Source organism: Corynebacterium tuscaniense (assembly GCF_008693065.1).
GTDB lineage: Bacteria > Actinomycetota > Actinomycetes > Mycobacteriales > Mycobacteriaceae > Corynebacterium > Corynebacterium tuscaniense.
This window is the reverse complement of the sequence record NZ_VXKH01000004.1, coordinates 63,691-80,254: the sequence shown is the minus strand read 5'-3', so window position 1 is coordinate 80,254 and position 16,564 is coordinate 63,691. Positions and strand designations below refer to the sequence as shown.

Below are 16,564 nucleotides of genomic sequence, written 5' to 3'. Positions count from 1 at the left end.
TCTTACCGATGGCATCGTGGCAGATACGAGAGATCCAGAAGCACTGGTGCAGCTCGGGCTTGATGAAATGGAGCGATAGTCGCCGGAGGCAGTTCAACTGCACTTGAGTCCCTGAACCGCTAGGCAGTGATTCAGGGCATTAAGCTGAACACCCATGACGCGCTTCATGGGTACGGAGACCGAGTACGGCATCACCACCCCCGCCCAGCCGGGGCTGAGTCCGATTGTTAGCTCTACTCACTTGGTGGTGGCGTACGCGGCGATGCACACCGCCGCGCGTGCCCGCTGGGATTACCAGGATGAGCACCCGTTGAAGGATTCGCGTGGGTTTGACCTGAAGCGCTACCAGACAGTCCCGGTTGTCGCGCCGGATGCGTTGGGCGTGGCCAATGTGGTCACGGAGAACGGGGCGCGCTTCTACGTGGATCACGCGCACCCGGAGTACTCCAGCCCGGAGGTGCCTGATGCGTTCAGCGCGATGGTCTATGACGCCGCGGGGGACCTGGTTCTGGGCCAGGCCGCGGTGCGTGTAAAAGAGCTCCATGAGGAAGGCGTCTCCGTCCTCCACGGCCATGATCCGTGCCCGCCGGTGAAGCTGTACAAGAACAATGTCGACGGCAAAGGCGCGTCCTACGGTTCGCACGAGAACTACCAGCACTCCCGTTCCACGCCGTTTGAAGCGATCATGCAGGGCCTCATCCCGTTCTTTGTCACACGCCAGGTTTTCACCGGCGCTGGCCGCATGGGCCTGGGGGAGGCAGGGGAGCAGGACGGTTTCCAGATCTCCCAGCGCGCGGACTACTTCTTCCAGGAAGTCTCACTAGAGACCACGCTCAACCGCGGCATCATCAACACCCGCGATGAACCCCACGCGGACGCCACGCAGTTTGGGCGCCTCCACGTCATCGTTGGTGATGCGAATATGTCGCAGTACGCGAACCTGCTCAAGCTCGGCACCACGAAACTCGTGCTCGACGCGATTGAGCAGGGCGTTGACTTCAGCGATCTGCGTCTCAAGCACCCGGTCGCAGAACTCAAGGCTGTCTCTCGGGACTTGACGTTCTCTCACGAATTGACGCTTATCGACGGCTCCAAGGCCACCGCCATCGCCATCCAACGGGCGTATCGGGATCGTGTGGTGGCGGTAACGGACGTCGATAAGCAGGTGCATGCTTTGTGGGGCGAGATCCTTGATGATCTGGAGCGCGACCCGCTGAGCACCGCGGATCGGCTTGATTGGGCGGCGAAGTACGCGCTGATCAATGGGTTCATCCAGCGTGGTGTGGACCTGGGCGATGCGAAGCTGAAGGCAGTGGATTTGCAGTATGCGGATATTGATCCGCAGACCTCGCTTTATCATGCGCTCGTGCGGGCGGGGCGGATGCGCACACTCGTGAGCGCTGAGGAGATCGCGCGTGCTGCAGCGAACCCGCCGGAGGATTCACGCGCGTACTTCCGCGGACGTGTTGCGGCGAAGTTCGGCGCGGACGTGCTGTCTTCCAGCTGGCAGACCATTCAATTTGATACGACACAGGGACCGCGGACGATTTCCATTGCTGCGGTGGACAAGTTCACCAAGGACGACGTGGCCGGAATTTTGGACACGGCGGGATCGGCGGATGAGATCGTCGCCGCCCTTGGCACACAGGCGAAGTAGGGTAGAGGACATGGCTCAAGAGCACATAACGAAGCATTCCGGAGGATCTGAGGACGACGGCGACGCACAGGACGCCGGCCAGGTCACTGTCAACACCGCCGGCACCGACGACCTGTTGGATGAGATTGATTCGCTGCTGGACAACAACGCTGAGGAATTTGTGCGTTCTTACGTGCAAAAAGGCGGACAGTAGTGGCTGATCATCCCGTTGTCTACCCACGCCGCATCATGGGGGTGGAAACCGAGTTTGGGATCACCGCTATGCGCGATGCCTCAGCGGTCCTCGGGCCCGAGGAAATCGCGCGCTATCTGTTCAAACCTGTCGTGGCCCGGTACAAGAGCACGAATGTCTTTACAGATAATGCTGCGCGGTTGTACCTCGACGTTGGTGCGCACCCGGAGTACGCCACCGCTGAATGTGACTCGCTGACGCAGCTGCTCAACCACGACAAGGCTGGGGAACTGCTGTTCAACGAGTTGGCTGTCCAGGCGGAAAAAACGTTGGCCAATGAGGGCATCGGCGGGGATGTCTACATGTTCAAAAACAATGTGGATTCCGCCGGCAACTCTTATGGCACGCACGAGAACTACCTGATCAGCCGTGGGTTGTCGCTGAAGCACTTTGGCAAGCGCCTGCTGCCGTTTCTGATCACGCGCCAGCTGTTGTGCGGCGCGGGAATGATCAAGAACGGTCAGTTTGTTCTTTCCCAGCGCGCCGATCAGGTGTGGGAAGGCGTGTCGTCTGCGACGACGCGCACCCGCCCGATCATCAATACCCGCGATGAGCCGCATGGTGATTCCCGCCGGTTCCGGCGTATGCACGTCATCGTGGGGGACTCCAACATGGCGGAGCCGTCCTTCGCGCTCAAGGTCGGTTCAACGCAATTAGTCATCGAGATGCTGGAGGCGGAGTGGGATATTCCTGCTTTCGACGTTGCTGAGCCAATCAAGCACATCAAGGAGATCGCTGCCGACCCCACTGGCCAGACACCGTTGGTGCTCAAGGACGGTTCCACAGTCACCGCCCTTGAGGTTCAGCGAGGCGTGTACGAGGCAGCAACTCGTTGGCTGGAGCAACGCCCGGATGAAGGAACTCCGGTTGAGGAACTTCGCCGCGTGGTTGAGCTGTGGGGACGGGTGCTCGAGGCCGTCGAAAAGCAAAACTTTGATCCGGTGAGCACTGAGATTGATTGGGTGATCAAGCGCAACCTTCTGGAGCGCTACCGTACGCGCTTGGGTGGGGATTGGTCACACCCGAAGCTGGCGCAGATTGATTTGGCCTACCACGACATCAACCGTGAGCGCGGGCTGTTCTACTTGCTGGAGCGCAAAGGCTTGGTCAAGCGGTGGACAACCGATGAAGCGATCGCGGCCGCCGCGCACACCGCCCCGGAAACAACCCGTGCGCATCTGCGCGCGCTCTTCCTCAAGGAGGCGCGTGCGCTCGGTGCCCACCACACCGTGGACTGGGTTCACCTCAAGGTTGATCGTCCTGTGCCGCAGACAGTGGACCTGCAGGATCCATTCGCCGTGACGGATGCCCGCGTGGATGATTTGCTGGAATACATGCGTGAGCATGCGGATGAACTCGACGCGCCACTAGGGGGAATTCGTGGCTAAACCCTCCAACACTATGCACCCGAACGCGGATGCCGCCATTCAGCGGCTGACCAATCTCACTTTCGCGCTTCTGGGTTCTCATCGCCCACGCGAGTACGAGTGGGTACGCAACAATGTTGAAGGGTATGAGAACCGAACCGACGTGGCCTTCAAGCGCCTCATCGCACGTGACGTTGTGTCGTTGAAGCGCGCTGGAGTGCCCGCACGTGCGGAAAACGGCCTGGTGTGGGTGAACAAGGACGCGTACGAGCTCCCACCTATTTCCTTCACCGACGAGGAAGCATTTGTTCTGGGCTTGGCAGGCGACCTTGGTAAACAGGGGAGCCTCGGCGCTTTCGCGCGTTCCGGTTGGACGAAGATCGCTGCTGCGGGCGCCACGCGCACGTTCGATGAGGTGCCTATTGCCGCGCTCGACAACGATATTTCGCGTCTGGATACAGACATTGTGGCGGCGGTCACTGCCTGTGCCCGTGCCAAAACCAGAATGCGTTTCGATTACAAGCCCTCACCCACGGCGGATGTGCAAGCGCGGACGATGGATCCATGGGGGATCGTTGCACTGAACAACCGCGCATACGTCGTGGGCTATGACGTTGAGCGCCAAGCGCCGCGGAGTTTCCGTGCGGTCCGGGTCTCCAACATCCGCAAGGTTCAGGCCCACGAGTTCATTGCGGCGGACAAGCCGCTGCAACAAGTGGTTGAAGAATCGCTGCGTGGCCCAGTGGTCGATGCAGTGGTGAGCATCGACCCTGGCACGTGCGCCGAATTGGCGGCAGCCGGTGATCTGCGTGCTGATGGAGCCCTGGTGTTCACAGCGGTTGAACGAGATTGGCTCGTGCGCACCGTGGCCAGTTACGCCCCACATGCGGTGGTGCAGGAGCCAGTGGATGTTCGTGAGAGCGTGATTGGGCTGCTGCGAGCAGCAGCCCAAGGTGGGGAGGAGTAGTGATGAAGAAAGACAGTCCAGAGAAAATCACTCACCTCGTTCGTACACTCAACCTCCTGCCGTACCTGCACAAGCACCCGAATGCGACGCCGATGGAGATTGCCCGCGACCTCGGATACTCGCACACGGACGTGATGGAAGATTTTCAGCGTCTCATGCTGTCCGGTGTGGGCAAGCGCCCTGAGGAACTGATCGACCTGGCACCGGAGTGGACTGGCGTCACGGTCATCGATGACCAGGGAATGAATGCACCTTTACGCCTGACTCCCACGGAGGCGAATGCGTTGCTGCTGACCCTTGAGTCGCTGGAGACAATGCCGGGGCTCATCGATCACTCGGCGGTGACCTCGGCAGCACAGAAGATCCGCGATGTTATGAGTGATGCTGGTGTCTCGGATGCGCAGCACCCCGATACCCCCGGCGCACTGGGGACGATCTCCGAAGCATTAGCTCAGCGTCGGATGTTGCGTCTGAACTACTATTCGGCCACATCAGACACAACGCGCTTCCGCGAAGTTGCTCCGGTGGGAATCTTCCACCGCGATGGCAACACCTACCTTTCAGCGGTCGAAGAGGGCACTGCGAAAACCTTCCGTGTCGATCGTATTAAAGAAGCAGTGCTTATCGATGATCCCGTGCCCGCCTCCTCCACCCCCGGCTCACCCATATACGACGCCACCGATCCTTTTGGTTTCGGTGACGCGAAAGTAGCTACGCTTCGTATCCACCCGGAAGCAACCTGGCTGGCAGATTTCTGGCAGATCGAGCTGCACGAGGAGCGTGATCGTGGTTGGGTCGTGGCCTCAATGCCGTACGGCAGCGACGATTGGCTGGTGCGCTTTTGTCTTAGCCAGGCCGATCGTGTGGCGGTCACCGAGCCAACGCATATCGCTGAGAAACTCGCCGGTCGTGGAAAAGCTGGCCTTGAGCGTTATGCTTGACGGGATAGTTCGCCCCACTGTGTGAAAGGAAATCCGATGCCAAATCTCGGCCCCATGGAAATCCTCCTAATCATCTTTGTCATTCTCCTCCTGTTCGGCTCTGCGAAGTTGCCGGACTTGGCTCGCTCCGTTGGTCGTTCCGCACGCATCTTCAAGTCTGAGGTCAAGGAGATGCAGAACGACGAGGTGCAAACCAACCAGAATCAGGCTCCGGCACAGCCCCGTGAGATCACCAGTGGGAACTCCGGCAGCACGGCTGCCCAGTCTGCTGCAGAGCAAGGCTTCTGGGATCGTCCGGAAAACCAGCGGAACAACCCAGCCAATTAATCTGTGACTTCTTCATCCACCGCGTCCCCGCAGAAAAAGTGGCGGCGGAGGCGGAATAACCCCGAGGGATCTATGTCCCTCGTTGAGCACTTGCAGGAGCTGCGTCGCCGGGTGCTGATCTCTTTGTTCGCCGTTGTGGTGGGCACCGTGCTCGGGTTCATTTGGTACCAGTGGGCGCCCGGCAACATCTTGCCCCTGGGAGAAATCATTCGGCGGCCGTACTGTTCGCTGCCGGTGGAGTTGCGCGCTGACCTCACATCGGATGGTTCGTGTCGTCTCATTGCCACGTCTCCGTTTGAGATGTTCATGCTGCGCCTGAAGGTTGGCTTCCTCGCGGGACTCGTGGTTTCCTCTCCAGTGTGGCTCCTGCAGATCTGGGGCTTCATCACCCCGGGCCTGTTGAAGAATGAGCGCCGTTGGACCCTGTCTTTTGTCACCTTTGCAGTGACTCTTTTCGTTGCGGGTGCAGTGCTTGCGTACTTCATTGTTGACCAGGGGCTCTACGTGCTCATGTCCATTGGTAGGGAGTACCAAGTCGGTGCGCTTTCTGGTGGCGAGTACTACAAGTTTGTTCTTGCGCTCATCGTCATATTTGGCGTGAGCTTCGAGGTGCCCCTGCTCATCATCATGCTCAACCTTGCTGGGCTTTTGCAGTACGAGCAGGTACAGGACAAGCGCCGCATCATCATCGTTATCCTCTTCATCTTCGCGGCGTTCATGACACCAGGCCAGGACCCGTTCTCCATGATCGTGCTGGCACTCTCACTGTGCTTCCTGGTGGAAATGGCCTTCCAGTTCTGCCGCATCCATGACAAGCGTCGTTCCAAGAAGAACGAGTGGGGCGATCTGGCGGACGATGAAGCGTCGGGTCCTATCACCGCGCCAACACCCGTGGGTTCAGCAACCTCGGTCGGCGGACCGTCGGGGCCGGTTCGCGCTTCCTCGGCACCGCAGGCACCTACACCGGTCCCACCTCCTGCGCGACCACAGGACATCAATAACGCAACGGACACCCCCGGCTACTTCGACGACGTTCTCTAGCCACTACCACGTAGGGTGGAGGGCATGGAATCTGGCCCATTTTCTTCGCATCTTGACGAGTTTCGTGCCACCAAGAGCTTCCCCCTCGATGATTTTCAGGTGGAGGCCTGCCAAGCAGTAGAAGATGATCGTGGGGTGCTCGTGTGCGCCCCGACGGGCTCGGGCAAAACCGTTGTCGGTGAATTCGCAGTTTCTTTGGCCCTCTCAAGAGGGACAAAGTGTTTTTACACCACGCCGATTAAGGCGCTGAGCAACCAGAAGTACCACGACCTCGTCGATGAGCATGGCGAAGATGCAGTGGGTCTTCTCACCGGCGATACAAGCATCAACGGCAATGCTGAGATCGTGGTCATGACCACGGAAGTCTTGCGCAACATGATCTATGCCGAATCGCCGGCGCTTGATCGTCTTTCGCACGTGGTGATGGATGAGATCCACTACCTGGCGGACCGCGATAGGGGAGCGGTGTGGGAAGAGATCATCCTGAACCTCGATGAATCCGTTCGCATCATTGGTTTGTCTGCCACGGTGTCCAACTCGGAGGAATTCGGCGAATGGTTGGGTGAGGTCCGTGGGGACACGGCAGTGATCGTCTCGGAGAAGCGCCCCGTGCCGCTCAATCAGTTCATGATGGTGCAACGCAAGATCCTCCCGCTGTTTGAACCAGGCACCGACGGGCAGGTGAACAAGGATCTGGAGCGCACGATTGAGCGCCTTGAATCCGGTGCCGCCAATGAAGGCCGTGAAGATTTCCGTGAGGGGCGCGGTTTCCGTTCCCGTTCCGGTGGTGGTGGCCGCAGTGGTTACCAGCGACCACAGGATCGTGTCCGCCCTGTTGGGAGGCCGGAGGTCGTGGAGTCCCTCAAAGGCCGGGACATGCTGCCTGCCATCGTGTTCATCTTCTCCCGCGCGGGTTGTGACGGCGCTCTTTTCCAATGCCTGCGCTCGCGTAAGGAACTGACCACTCCGGAGGAAGCAGAACTGATCAAGCAAATTACGGATGAAGGAGTCGAGGGAATCCCGGAAGAGGACCTTGAGGTTCTCAACTTCCGCCAGCTGCGCACAGCGTGGTCAAGGGGTTTCGCCGCGCACCATGCGGGGTTGTTGCCGGCGTTTAAACACATCGTCGAAAAGCTTTTCGTGCAGGGGCTCGTGCGTGTTGTCTTTGCCACGGAGACCTTGGCGCTGGGCATCAACATGCCAGCGCGCACCGTGGTCTTGGAGAAGCTGGTCAAATTCAACGGCGATGCACACGTTGATCTGACACCCGGCCAGTACACGCAGCTCACCGGTCGTGCGGGCCGTCGTGGCATTGACACGATTGGTAACGCGGTGGTGCAGTGGTCGCCCGCGATGGACCCGCGCGCGGTGGCAGGCCTTGCATCGACGCGCACGTACCCGCTGATCTCACTGTTCACGCCGGGCTACAACATGGCCATCAACATGCTGCAGATGAATGGCTTTGAGGCCTCGATCCGACTGATTGAGAAATCGTTTGCGCAGTTCCAGACTGACCGCAGTGTCGTCGGTGAAGTCCGCAACATCGAACGGAAGAGGAACAAGATCGAGTCACTCCGCACCACACTCAACGCGGAGATCGCAGAGCTCGGTTTCGATGAAAGCGATGATTATGCAGCCGAGCTCGTCGAGTACACCCGCTTGCGGCGCGATCTTTCCGAGGAGGAGAAGCGTTCCAAGAAGAACTCCTTGACAGAGCGCAACAAGGAGGTTCAACGCGTGCTCGGGCGCCTTCAGATTGGTGATGTCATCGCATTACCGTCGAAGCGCCGTCCAGAGCTCGCCGCCGTGGTTGCGCCTGCTGGACGGAAAGACGATCCGCGGCCGTGGATCACCACGGAACGGGGCTGGTCCGGCCGTATTGATGCCGCGGCCTTTGCTAACGCACCGGTTGTCGTCGGCTCGATCAAGGTGCCACGCGATATCGCGCACAAGCCACGCAAACACACCCGCAAGGTTGTCCAAGAGCTCAACCGCGGTCGCTTCAAGGCGCCAAAGAAGCTGAAGGCGCAGGCGCGGGTGCGGCCGTCGAAACGCATGATTGAGCTTCGAGACGCAATCCGTAGCCACCCCGTCCACTCCTGGCCCCCAGCGGAACGTGAGCGGTTGGCCCGGATTGGTGAGGAGATCGTGCGCGAAGAATGCGCTTTGGCTGCAACCCAAACGAATGTGAACGCGCAGACCGATACCTTGGGCAAGACCTTTGAGCGCATCATTGGGCTGCTCACTGAGATGGATTATGTGGAGATCATCGATGGCGAGCCAACCGTCACCGAGGAGGGCGAGCGCCTCGCGCGCATCCACAACGTGTCCGACTTGCTGGTCGCGCAGTGCCTCAAACGCGGGATCTGGGATGAGCTCGACCCGGCGGAACTCGCTGGCGTGGCCTCCATGTGCGTGTTTGAGAACCGCAAGACAACCGGTGGGTACCCGGAGGCTGCGACCGACCGCATGGCGGATGCCATGAACGCGACCAACCGGATCCACGGGGAGCTGACCAGTGATGAGCAGCGCCACCGTCTGCCACTGACCAATATTCCGGACCCCAGCTTTGCCTTGTCCATCCACCAGTGGTGCGCGGGCGCGCCTTTGGGCTACGCGCTGGCGGCAGCCGCGGAATCGGGTGCGGAGCTCACCCCGGGTGATTTTGTCCGATGGTGCCGCCAAGTCATCGATCTATTGGAGCAGATCGTGCGCACCGGCTACTCCGAGGAGATCAAGCAGAATGCCCGCAAGGCAGTCGACGCGATTCGTCGTGGCGTGGTTGCTATTGGCAACTAACGTGCCCTTCAACGCGTCAGCGTTTTACGATGGCGGGCATGATGCTTGATATCTACGCCCGCCGGATAGGCACCCTTCAGAAACGCATTGCTGATTCAGGTCTCAGCGGTGCCATCATCGGTGCCGGCGCGGAGCTCGCGTATCTCACCGGCTCGTGGTCCACCTCCCACGAGAGGCTTACTGCTTTGGTCGTGCCACCCGTGGGCTATGCCCGACTCTTCGCGCCGGCGACTGATGCGTCCGCTGTGGCGGAGGTAGGTGACATCCCCGGTGTCGTGGTGGAGACCTGGCGCGATGGCAACGAACCATACGATCGCATCGCTAATGTGCTTGCGGATCGCCCGGTGGCATTGGGTTCTTCGCTCACTGCTGATCATGTACTGCGTTTGCAGATGGCGGGGGAGATAGGGGAGACGGTTCTTGCCAATGATGTGCTGAGCGATGTCTTCGCGGTGAAAGAACCAGAGGAAATCGCCGAGCTGGAAAAGGCTGCGCATGCTATCGACGCGGTTCATGCTGCCGTGCCGGACCTCCTCGTCGCGGGGAGCACCGAACGTGACGTGGCCGACGAGATTGCACAGCTCATTCTGAAGGAACACGCCACTGTCGACTTTGTCATCGTCGGCTCCGGCCCCAACGGTGCCAACCCGCACCATGACTTCTCTGATCGGGTGCTGCAGTCGGGTGAGCCCGTGGTGGTGGACATCGGTGGTTCTCTGGCCAGTGGCTACCATTCCGATTGCACGCGTACCTACGCGGTGGAGTCCATGCCAGACCGTGCTGTCCTCGCGGCCTATGAGGAGCTGCGGGCAGCGCAGTTGGAAGCATTATCGACGGCACGTCCCGGCATGACCGCTGGTGAACTAGATGCAGTGGCGCGTGGACGCATTAACCAGGCGGGCTATGGCGTTAATTTCTCGCACCGTCTTGGACACGGCATCGGATTGGCCCTCCACGAGCCGCCTTTCCTTGTCAGTGGCAGCGACACGGTCCTGCAAGAAGGAATGGTCTTTTCCATCGAGCCGGGCATCTACGTCGACGGCCAGTGGGGCATGCGCATTGAGGACATCGTGGTACTTGAGGCAAATGGCGCCCGCCCATTGAACCTGGCGCCGAAAAACCTACTCGGTGAAAGTCACTGATCCATATAATCGGCAGGCATGACACACCACGCCAGCCCACACGACGGAACGGTTCTCCTCCTCGGCGCCACCAGTGACATCGGGGGCGAGATTGCCGTCCGGATGTGTGCTGGACGAAAGGTCGTGCTGGCGGGGAGAAACCCGGATCGCTTCGGGGAAGTGGAAAAGAGACTGCTCGGCGCAGGAGCCACGCAGGTAAAGTCCCTGAGGTTTGAGGCGACGGACCTTGCCTCGCATCGCAGTGTTGTGGAAGAAGCCGGCGCAGGCGGACCCATCACCACGGCAATTGTGGCCTTTGGAATCTTGGGCGATCAGGAACGCGCTGAGCACGATGAAACGCACGCGGCGGAGATCGCCACCATTGATTACGTCGCACAAGTGAGTATGCTCACTGTGCTTACGGATGTCATGGCGGCAGGCGAGATTTTCGCTTTCTCTTCCATCGCCGGCTGGCGGGCACGGCGCGCGAACTACGTGTACGGCTCGACGAAAGCTGGGCTCGATGCTTTCTGCCAGGGGTTGGCCGATCGGTTGCATGGTGGGCCCTTGAAGCTGATTACGGCACGGCCGGGCTTTGTCATCGGCTCGATGACCGAGGGCATGAAGCCCGCGCCCATGTCCGTGACACCGGATCAAGTGGCTGATGCTGTGGTTGGCGCGGTGCGGAAGGAAGGCAGCCGTACGGTGTGGATTCCGCGACAACTGCAGGTCTTGGCGTGGGTCATGCGGTGTGTGCCGCGGCCTATCTGGCGCCACATGCCACGTTAAACCCAAGGTTAAAGGAGCCAACGATGTCGACGAAGAAGAACCGCGTTATTCGCCGCACTGTAATCGCGGGCGCTCTGGGGGCTGTTGCCGCAGTTGTTGCCGTGGGATGCAGGCAGACACGAAAATCAGGGACGCACGGGTTGTACATCCGTACGCTTTTACCGCTTATGTTGGACTTTCTAACTCCCCGGCGGAACCCGGAAGCACCCGACATTAACCCGCAGTGGCTAGCGGGTCAGACCAACGGCGAGCTCATCCGCGCTGATGAGGTTCGCGTGATGGGCCTCAACTCGTCTATGAACTCGGGTACCGCATGGCGCATCGAATACTCGACGACGGATGCGGAGGGCCGTCCGCTGCTGGCTACCGGTCTGGTGATTCGCTCGAATAATCCCAGGGAGGGCAGTGGTCCGCGCCCCGTCATCGCACATGCACCAGGCACGCAAGGCACGGCACCGCACTGTGACCCCTCACACTCGCTGTCGGTATTCACGTCGATCAAGCTGCCACTCGATATCATTTCGGCCTACGAGCAGCCCGCGATCAACATGTTCGTGGCTGCGGGGTGCCACGTGGTGGTGACGGACTATCCACGTGATCCGGAATCAGGGAGACAACTGTACTGCAATCACGTCGCTGGGGCGCATGCGCTTTATGACGCGGTGCGGGCTGCACACCATCTCAGCGTGGGGAGTGAGTCCCTGGGACTCTTCGGTTTCTCCCAAGGCGGCGGCACGGTCGCAGCTGCTGTGGAGGAGCCGGAGTACGCCGGGGAAATTCAACCGAAGGCTGCGGTGTGTGGAGCCCCGCCGTCTGACTTTGACGCGATCCTGGATCACGTTGAGTCAGAGACGGCCTCGTTCGTTCTGCCCTACGCACTCGATGGGTTAATGGCCACGGACCCAAAGATCGAAGCGGAGCTTGCTCCACTGCTGACAGACACGGCGCAGGAACTCCTAGAGCTGGCCCGGAAACGTTGCGTACTGGGGGCCATGCCACATTCAGCACGCCAGGACACGTCGAGCTGGATCGTCGATAAGCGCTCATTGTCTGAGGTGATCGACTCGTTGCCTGCTACCCGTAAAGCGTTGGACAACATGCGATTGGGTTCACGTCGGCCACGTGTGCACACGCGCCTGTGGGCAAGTGTTCACGATGACATCATCCCGTATGCCTCCACGAAAAAGCTTGCCGACGAATGGGGGATTGACTTGCTGACACGCCGGTTGTTCCCGCTGTTGCGTTTCGACGTGGGCAAGCACCTCATCCCGTTTTTCATCTGGATGCACGATGATGTGACGTGGTTGATCGGCCAGCTCCAAAAGAGTTAGTCTGCGGTAGTGTTCACCGCATGCCCTATTTTGCTATCTACGTCCTGATAGAAGCGCTTGCATTCTGGGGAGTGAGCAAGCTCGTCGGTGTGGGTTGGGCGCTCGCTGGTCTGTTCATCCTGATGGCGTTCGGTGCAGTGGCAGCCAGTCTGGCTCTGCGTTCTGAGGTCGAGCGTGCGTCGATGGGGAGCACAAGCATGGGCCAATTTGCCGGCGGCACGGCACTCGTTGCGGCCGGTTTGGGGCTATCCGTTGTGCCAGGCTATATCTCGTCAATGTGCGGTGTCTTGCTTGTTTTCCGCCCGACCCGTGAGCTGATTCGTGCGTTGCTCGCTCGTAGCTGGCAGAAGAAGATTGAGGATTTCGGGGTGAAGTTCTACAGCTCTTCGCCTATGAGCGGGTATTCACCCACGTATGGATCGTTCATTGACCACGACGAGATTGAGCAGTGGTCCCAGGACGCTCGCCCCGAGGACTTCGGGGAAGCGGGGGATACGCGCTAATGGACCGTCCTATGGTGATCGCTTGCTTGCGTGTTGTTCTCGCGGGGCTCGCCGGGGGGCTTACGTATTTTTCCTTTGAACCGCATGGGCACTCCTTCGCGGGTATTGCTGGAATCGCTTTGTTGTGGGCCGCACTTCAGCCCTGGGGCAAGGCGTCAGGGCCCAGTGTGAAACTCGGTGCGTTGAGCGGCTTTGTCTATGCACTGTGCTTGTACCTGCCACTTTTGCCGTGGGTGGGCGAGTTTGTTGGTGCGTTGCCGTGGGTGGCATTGTCGATTTTTTGCGCGCTGTACTCGATTGTCACCGGTATATTCGGCACACTGCTTGGGCGCATGAAATACGGGTTCATCGCATTCCCCTTTGTGTACGTGGCGGTGGAATACGCGTTGTCTTCCTTCCCCTTTGGCGGCTTTTCATGGGTGCGATTGGCGTGGGGGCAAATCAATGGACCACTGGCTAACCTGTCGTGGATCGGTGGCCCGGCCCTGATCACTTGCGCGGAAGTTCTCGTGGCCAGTGCCCTTGCCACCGGGGTCCTCGTGCTGCCCCGTAAGGGGCAGCACGGACGATCGCAGTCACGATCACAGGCATTGATCGCATGTGCACTGGTCATTGTCCCGCTGATGGCGGGGGCTGCCGCAGGATTGAATGTGAACAAGGACTCCCACACGACCGGCGAGGTCACAGTTGCGGCAGTTCAGGGCAACGTTCCGCGCTTGGGCCTGGATTTCAACGCGCAGCGGCGTGCAGTGCTGGACAACCATGTTCAACGTACGCATGAGCTCGCTGCAGAACTACATTCACAGAACCGCCACGCGGATCTAGTGTTCTGGCCGGAGAACGCCTCGGATGTGAACCCATTCCGGGATGATCAAGCGCGGGATCTCATCATGGGGGCCGTCGAAGACGTCCAAGCGCCGGTGCTCGTGGGCACGCTGACCAAGGACAACGTTGGGGACCGTAATACGGCGGTAGTATTCGACCCAGTAGATGGGGCAGGGGATAAGCATCACAAGAAGTATCTGCAGCCGTTCGGTGAGTGGATGCCCATGCGGGATTTCTTCCGACGTTTTTCCCCGTACGTAGATCAAGCCGGGGATCTTAAGCCCGGTACAGGAAATGGTGCCGTGAACATGGGCGGCTACGTGGTTGGTGTGGCCACCTGCTACGAAGTTGCGTTTGACATGGCTTATCGTGATGCTGTGATGGCGGGCGCGCAGATCCTCACCACACCGACCAACAACGCCACCTTCGGGTTCACAGACATGACCTATCAGCAATTGGCAATGAGCCGGCTGCGGGCAATTGAGACGGACCGAGCAGTGGTTGTGGCTGCCACCTCGGGTGTGTCCGCGATCGTGCAGCCGGACGGTTCGGTGTCCCAGCACACCGAGATTTTTGAGCCGGCGCATCTAATTGAGCAGTTGCCTCTGCGTGATTCTGTCACTATCGCGGTGCGTTACGGTCAGATTATTCAGTGGTTGTTGGCAGGATTTGGGCTTGTGATCATGCTCGCGTCGTTGTTCCGGGTTCGGCGGGGGTATGCTTCAAAGTTGACCGATGAGCAGCTTGCGCTGCACCGTACCCAACAATAAGGAGAAACCGTGGCTGGTAAACCCAGTGACTCAACGCTGGTGATCATCCCCACCTACAACGAGTTGGAAAACCTTCCGCTCATCATCGGACGTGTGCGTGAAGCAACGCCGGAAGTGGAGATCCTTGTTGTTGACGATAATTCGCCCGACGGCACCGGCGTCAAGGCCGATGAGATCGCAGCGGCTGACAAGCAGGTTCATGTCCTGCACCGCCAGGAGAAGACTGGCCTGCTGGGAGCCTACGTTGCTGGTTTTGAGTGGGGTTTGGAGCGCGATTACCAGGTCATCTGTCAGATGGATGCGGATGGTTCACACGCGCCGGAAGAATTCCCTCGCCTTCTTTCCGCTATTGATGCGGGTGCGGACCTTGTCATCGGTTCCCGCTACATCGAGGGCGGTGAAGCCGTGAACTGGCCTCGTAACCGCTACTTGCTGTCCAAGGCTGGCAACATGTACGTGTCGCTCGCATTGGGTACTGACGTTGCGGATATGACGGCTGGCTACCGCGCCTTTCGTCGTGAAGTTCTTGAGTCCATTAACTTCGATGAGCTTTCCCGCAAAGGCTACATCTTCCAGGTGCAAATCGCCGATAAGGCGGACCAGGAAGGCTTTGATGTCCGCGAAGTGCCCATCACTTTCACGGACCGCACCCTGGGTGAGTCCAAGTTGGACGCCAGTTTTGCCAAGGACTCCCTCATTGAGGTGTCCAAGTGGGGCTTTGAGCGCCGTTCCACGCAGCTGCGCAATCTCACCCATGAATTCGGTCGCCTTGCTAAGTACCAGCTATCCGAACTGGGTGCGAACAAAATCCCGCGCAAGCTTTCCCGCATGGCCACAACGACTAAGGATATGGCGGAGGAAGGCACGAAGCTGCTCAAATACGAAGTCGGACGTCTGGTGAACAACCGCCACTAAAAGTCTCGACACATGCGAATACCCGGTCGGCTCAAACGAGCTGGCCGGGTAGTTTGCTTTTTGCTTATCGACGGAAGCGTCAGGCTTGCCGACAGATCGACTTAGCCCTCTGCCTGCTCCTTAGCCAGGCGTGCTGCAGCGCGGCGACGCTTGCGGAGCTGATCTAGACGCTCCTCGAGTAATTCGTCGAGCTCGTCGAGCGTGCGGCGCTCACACAGCATGTCCCAGTGGGTGCGCGGTGGCTTCACCGGCTTGGATTCCACACCTTCGCCCTCCATGAGGGTACCGGTTTGGCCGTTCTTGCATGGCCATTCCTCGGGAATCTCTGCATCGTCAGCGAAGGGGATCTCGAAAATCTCACCGGATGGGGTGCGGTACTTGGCCATCCTGCGGGGAGCTAAGTCGTGGTCACGGTCCGTTTCGTAGCTCACTGCGCCCATGCGACTACCACGGAGTACCCGGTCAGCCATGCTTTACCAATCCCTTCATTCAAAGTCTCGGCCTAAACTCAAGGCCGTGCGATCTACGAGTATAACGATTCATCTGAATAACGCAGTTTCGGCTCGGTTTGTTCCGTGCCAATGCGGAGATCTTTATTTCGTCACGGTACGATATTGAGTGCTATGGATAACGGTAGTGGGGAAGTGCTCTCCGACTGTGAATGGTGCGGTCGGCCCTTTGAACAAACACTAGGCCGTGGTCGTCGCAGAAAATATTGCGGCGACTCCTGTAAGCAGCGTGCCTATGAGGCACGCCGAGGGATTCCGGCGCGAACGAGAAACACCCTGGAAGCGTTTGAGAGCGACGAGGTTGGTGCGCAACGCGCGGAGAGTATTCGTGACCGTCTCTTTGAGCTGAGGTGCGCAGCTGAAGACATTGCCACGGCAGCCAAGGAGGGTGCGGATGCTGAGGAGATTGAGTCGTTATGCACTGAGCTGGTTACCATGGCTAAGAAGCTAGAACAGATCCGTTAAGGAAG

Annotated in this window: 16 protein-coding genes; 15 read left to right on the top strand and 1 reads right to left on the bottom strand. The window is 59.4% G+C overall.

Features of this window, described 5'->3' with window-relative positions; all coding sequences use genetic code 11:
- Positions 1-154 precede the first annotated feature (154 nt).
- From dop to F4V54_RS02365, 14 genes are all read left to right on the top strand, one after another.
- Complete coding sequence (dop, locus tag F4V54_RS02430) at positions 155-1,657, top strand: depupylase/deamidase Dop (RefSeq protein ID WP_150386117.1); 1,503 nt, start codon at positions 155-157, stop codon at positions 1,655-1,657.
- A 10-nt stretch (positions 1,658-1,667) separates the two neighbouring features.
- Positions 1,668-1,850 carry a ubiquitin-like protein Pup gene (locus F4V54_RS02425; RefSeq protein ID WP_034663289.1) on the top strand — a complete coding sequence of 61 codons (183 nt, stop codon included), beginning with the start codon at positions 1,668-1,670 and terminating at the stop codon, positions 1,848-1,850.
- Between the two features lie 35 nt (positions 1,851-1,885).
- On the top strand, positions 1,886-3,277 hold the full coding sequence (gene pafA / locus F4V54_RS02420; protein WP_150386135.1) for a Pup--protein ligase: 1,392 nt from the start codon (positions 1,886-1,888) through the stop codon (positions 3,275-3,277).
- The gene (locus F4V54_RS02415; RefSeq protein ID WP_346265111.1) at positions 3,270-4,223 is read left to right on the top strand and encodes a helix-turn-helix transcriptional regulator; all 954 of its coding nucleotides are present in this window, start codon (positions 3,270-3,272) and stop codon (positions 4,221-4,223) included. The genes pafA and F4V54_RS02415 overlap by 8 nt, the downstream gene beginning before the upstream one ends.
- Positions 4,224-4,225: 2 nt before the next feature.
- Positions 4,226-5,164 (top strand): helix-turn-helix transcriptional regulator, encoded by a 939-nt coding sequence (locus F4V54_RS02410; protein ID WP_150386116.1) that lies wholly within the window; start codon positions 4,226-4,228, stop codon positions 5,162-5,164.
- A gap of 36 nt (positions 5,165-5,200) precedes the next feature.
- Positions 5,201-5,491, top strand: coding sequence for a Sec-independent protein translocase subunit TatA (tatA, locus tag F4V54_RS02405; protein ID WP_102723324.1), 291 nt, complete (start codon positions 5,201-5,203; stop codon positions 5,489-5,491).
- A gap of 72 nt (positions 5,492-5,563) precedes the next feature.
- Positions 5,564-6,532 (top strand): twin-arginine translocase subunit TatC, encoded by a 969-nt coding sequence (gene tatC / locus F4V54_RS02400; protein ID WP_102723325.1) that lies wholly within the window; start codon positions 5,564-5,566, stop codon positions 6,530-6,532.
- Positions 6,533-6,556: 24 nt separating this feature from the next.
- The gene (locus tag F4V54_RS02395; protein ID WP_150386115.1) at positions 6,557-9,331 is read left to right on the top strand and encodes a DEAD/DEAH box helicase; all 2,775 of its coding nucleotides are present in this window, start codon (positions 6,557-6,559) and stop codon (positions 9,329-9,331) included.
- Positions 9,332-9,369: 38 nt separating this feature from the next.
- Positions 9,370-10,473: a M24 family metallopeptidase gene (locus F4V54_RS02390; RefSeq protein ID WP_346265110.1), complete on the top strand. Its 1,104-nt coding sequence runs from the start codon at positions 9,370-9,372 to the stop codon at positions 10,471-10,473.
- A gap of 18 nt (positions 10,474-10,491) precedes the next feature.
- Positions 10,492-11,241, top strand: a complete 750-nt coding sequence (locus F4V54_RS02385) for an SDR family oxidoreductase (protein ID WP_150386113.1) — start codon at positions 10,492-10,494, stop codon at positions 11,239-11,241.
- Positions 11,242-11,264: 23 nt separating this feature from the next.
- Positions 11,265-12,572: a lipase family protein gene (locus F4V54_RS02380; protein WP_150386112.1), complete on the top strand. Its 1,308-nt coding sequence runs from the start codon at positions 11,265-11,267 to the stop codon at positions 12,570-12,572.
- A gap of 20 nt (positions 12,573-12,592) precedes the next feature.
- Positions 12,593-13,075: an FxsA family protein gene (locus F4V54_RS02375; RefSeq protein ID WP_034663266.1), complete on the top strand. Its 483-nt coding sequence runs from the start codon at positions 12,593-12,595 to the stop codon at positions 13,073-13,075.
- Positions 13,075-14,670, top strand: a complete 1,596-nt coding sequence (lnt, locus tag F4V54_RS02370) for an apolipoprotein N-acyltransferase (protein ID WP_249041205.1) — start codon at positions 13,075-13,077, stop codon at positions 14,668-14,670. Before F4V54_RS02375 ends, lnt begins: the two co-directional genes overlap by 1 nt.
- Positions 14,671-14,679: 9 nt before the next feature.
- Complete coding sequence (locus tag F4V54_RS02365; protein ID WP_150386111.1) at positions 14,680-15,585, top strand: polyprenol monophosphomannose synthase; 906 nt, start codon at positions 14,680-14,682, stop codon at positions 15,583-15,585.
- A 101-nt stretch (positions 15,586-15,686) separates the two neighbouring features.
- Here F4V54_RS02365 and F4V54_RS02360 read toward each other — a convergent pair whose 3' ends face one another.
- Entirely contained in the window at positions 15,687-16,055 is a 369-nt protein-coding gene (locus F4V54_RS02360; RefSeq protein WP_034663239.1) for an RNA polymerase-binding protein RbpA, read from the bottom strand.
- 153 nt (positions 16,056-16,208) lie between these two features.
- On the opposite strand from F4V54_RS02360, the gene F4V54_RS02355 reads away from it, so the two are divergent.
- Entirely contained in the window at positions 16,209-16,559 is a 351-nt protein-coding gene (locus F4V54_RS02355) for a hypothetical protein (RefSeq protein WP_150386110.1), read from the top strand.
- Positions 16,560-16,564 lie beyond the last annotated feature (5 nt).

Bases quoted from the DNA above. Each gene is read 5' to 3' on its own strand.
- dop (WP_150386117.1), top strand. From the start codon at position 155: ATGACGCGCTTCATGGGTACGGAGACCGAGTACGGCATCACCACCCCC.
- F4V54_RS02425 (WP_034663289.1), top strand. From the start codon at position 1,668: ATGGCTCAAGAGCACATAACGAAGCATTCCGGAGGATCTGAGGACGAC.
- pafA (WP_150386135.1), top strand. From the start codon at position 1,886: ATGGGGGTGGAAACCGAGTTTGGGATCACCGCTATGCGCGATGCCTCA.
- F4V54_RS02410 (WP_150386116.1), top strand. From the start codon at position 4,226: ATGAAGAAAGACAGTCCAGAGAAAATCACTCACCTCGTTCGTACACTC.
- tatA (WP_102723324.1), top strand. From the start codon at position 5,201: ATGCCAAATCTCGGCCCCATGGAAATCCTCCTAATCATCTTTGTCATT.
- tatC (WP_102723325.1), top strand. From the start codon at position 5,564: ATGTCCCTCGTTGAGCACTTGCAGGAGCTGCGTCGCCGGGTGCTGATC.
- F4V54_RS02395 (WP_150386115.1), top strand. From the start codon at position 6,557: ATGGAATCTGGCCCATTTTCTTCGCATCTTGACGAGTTTCGTGCCACC.
- F4V54_RS02390 (WP_346265110.1), top strand. From the start codon at position 9,370: ATGATGCTTGATATCTACGCCCGCCGGATAGGCACCCTTCAGAAACGC.
- F4V54_RS02385 (WP_150386113.1), top strand. From the start codon at position 10,492: ATGACACACCACGCCAGCCCACACGACGGAACGGTTCTCCTCCTCGGC.
- F4V54_RS02380 (WP_150386112.1), top strand. From the start codon at position 11,265: ATGTCGACGAAGAAGAACCGCGTTATTCGCCGCACTGTAATCGCGGGC.
- F4V54_RS02375 (WP_034663266.1), top strand. From the start codon at position 12,593: ATGCCCTATTTTGCTATCTACGTCCTGATAGAAGCGCTTGCATTCTGG.
- lnt (WP_249041205.1), top strand. From the start codon at position 13,075: ATGGACCGTCCTATGGTGATCGCTTGCTTGCGTGTTGTTCTCGCGGGG.
- F4V54_RS02360 (WP_034663239.1), bottom strand. From the start codon at position 16,055: ATGGCTGACCGGGTACTCCGTGGTAGTCGCATGGGCGCAGTGAGCTAC.
- F4V54_RS02355 (WP_150386110.1), top strand. From the start codon at position 16,209: ATGGATAACGGTAGTGGGGAAGTGCTCTCCGACTGTGAATGGTGCGGT.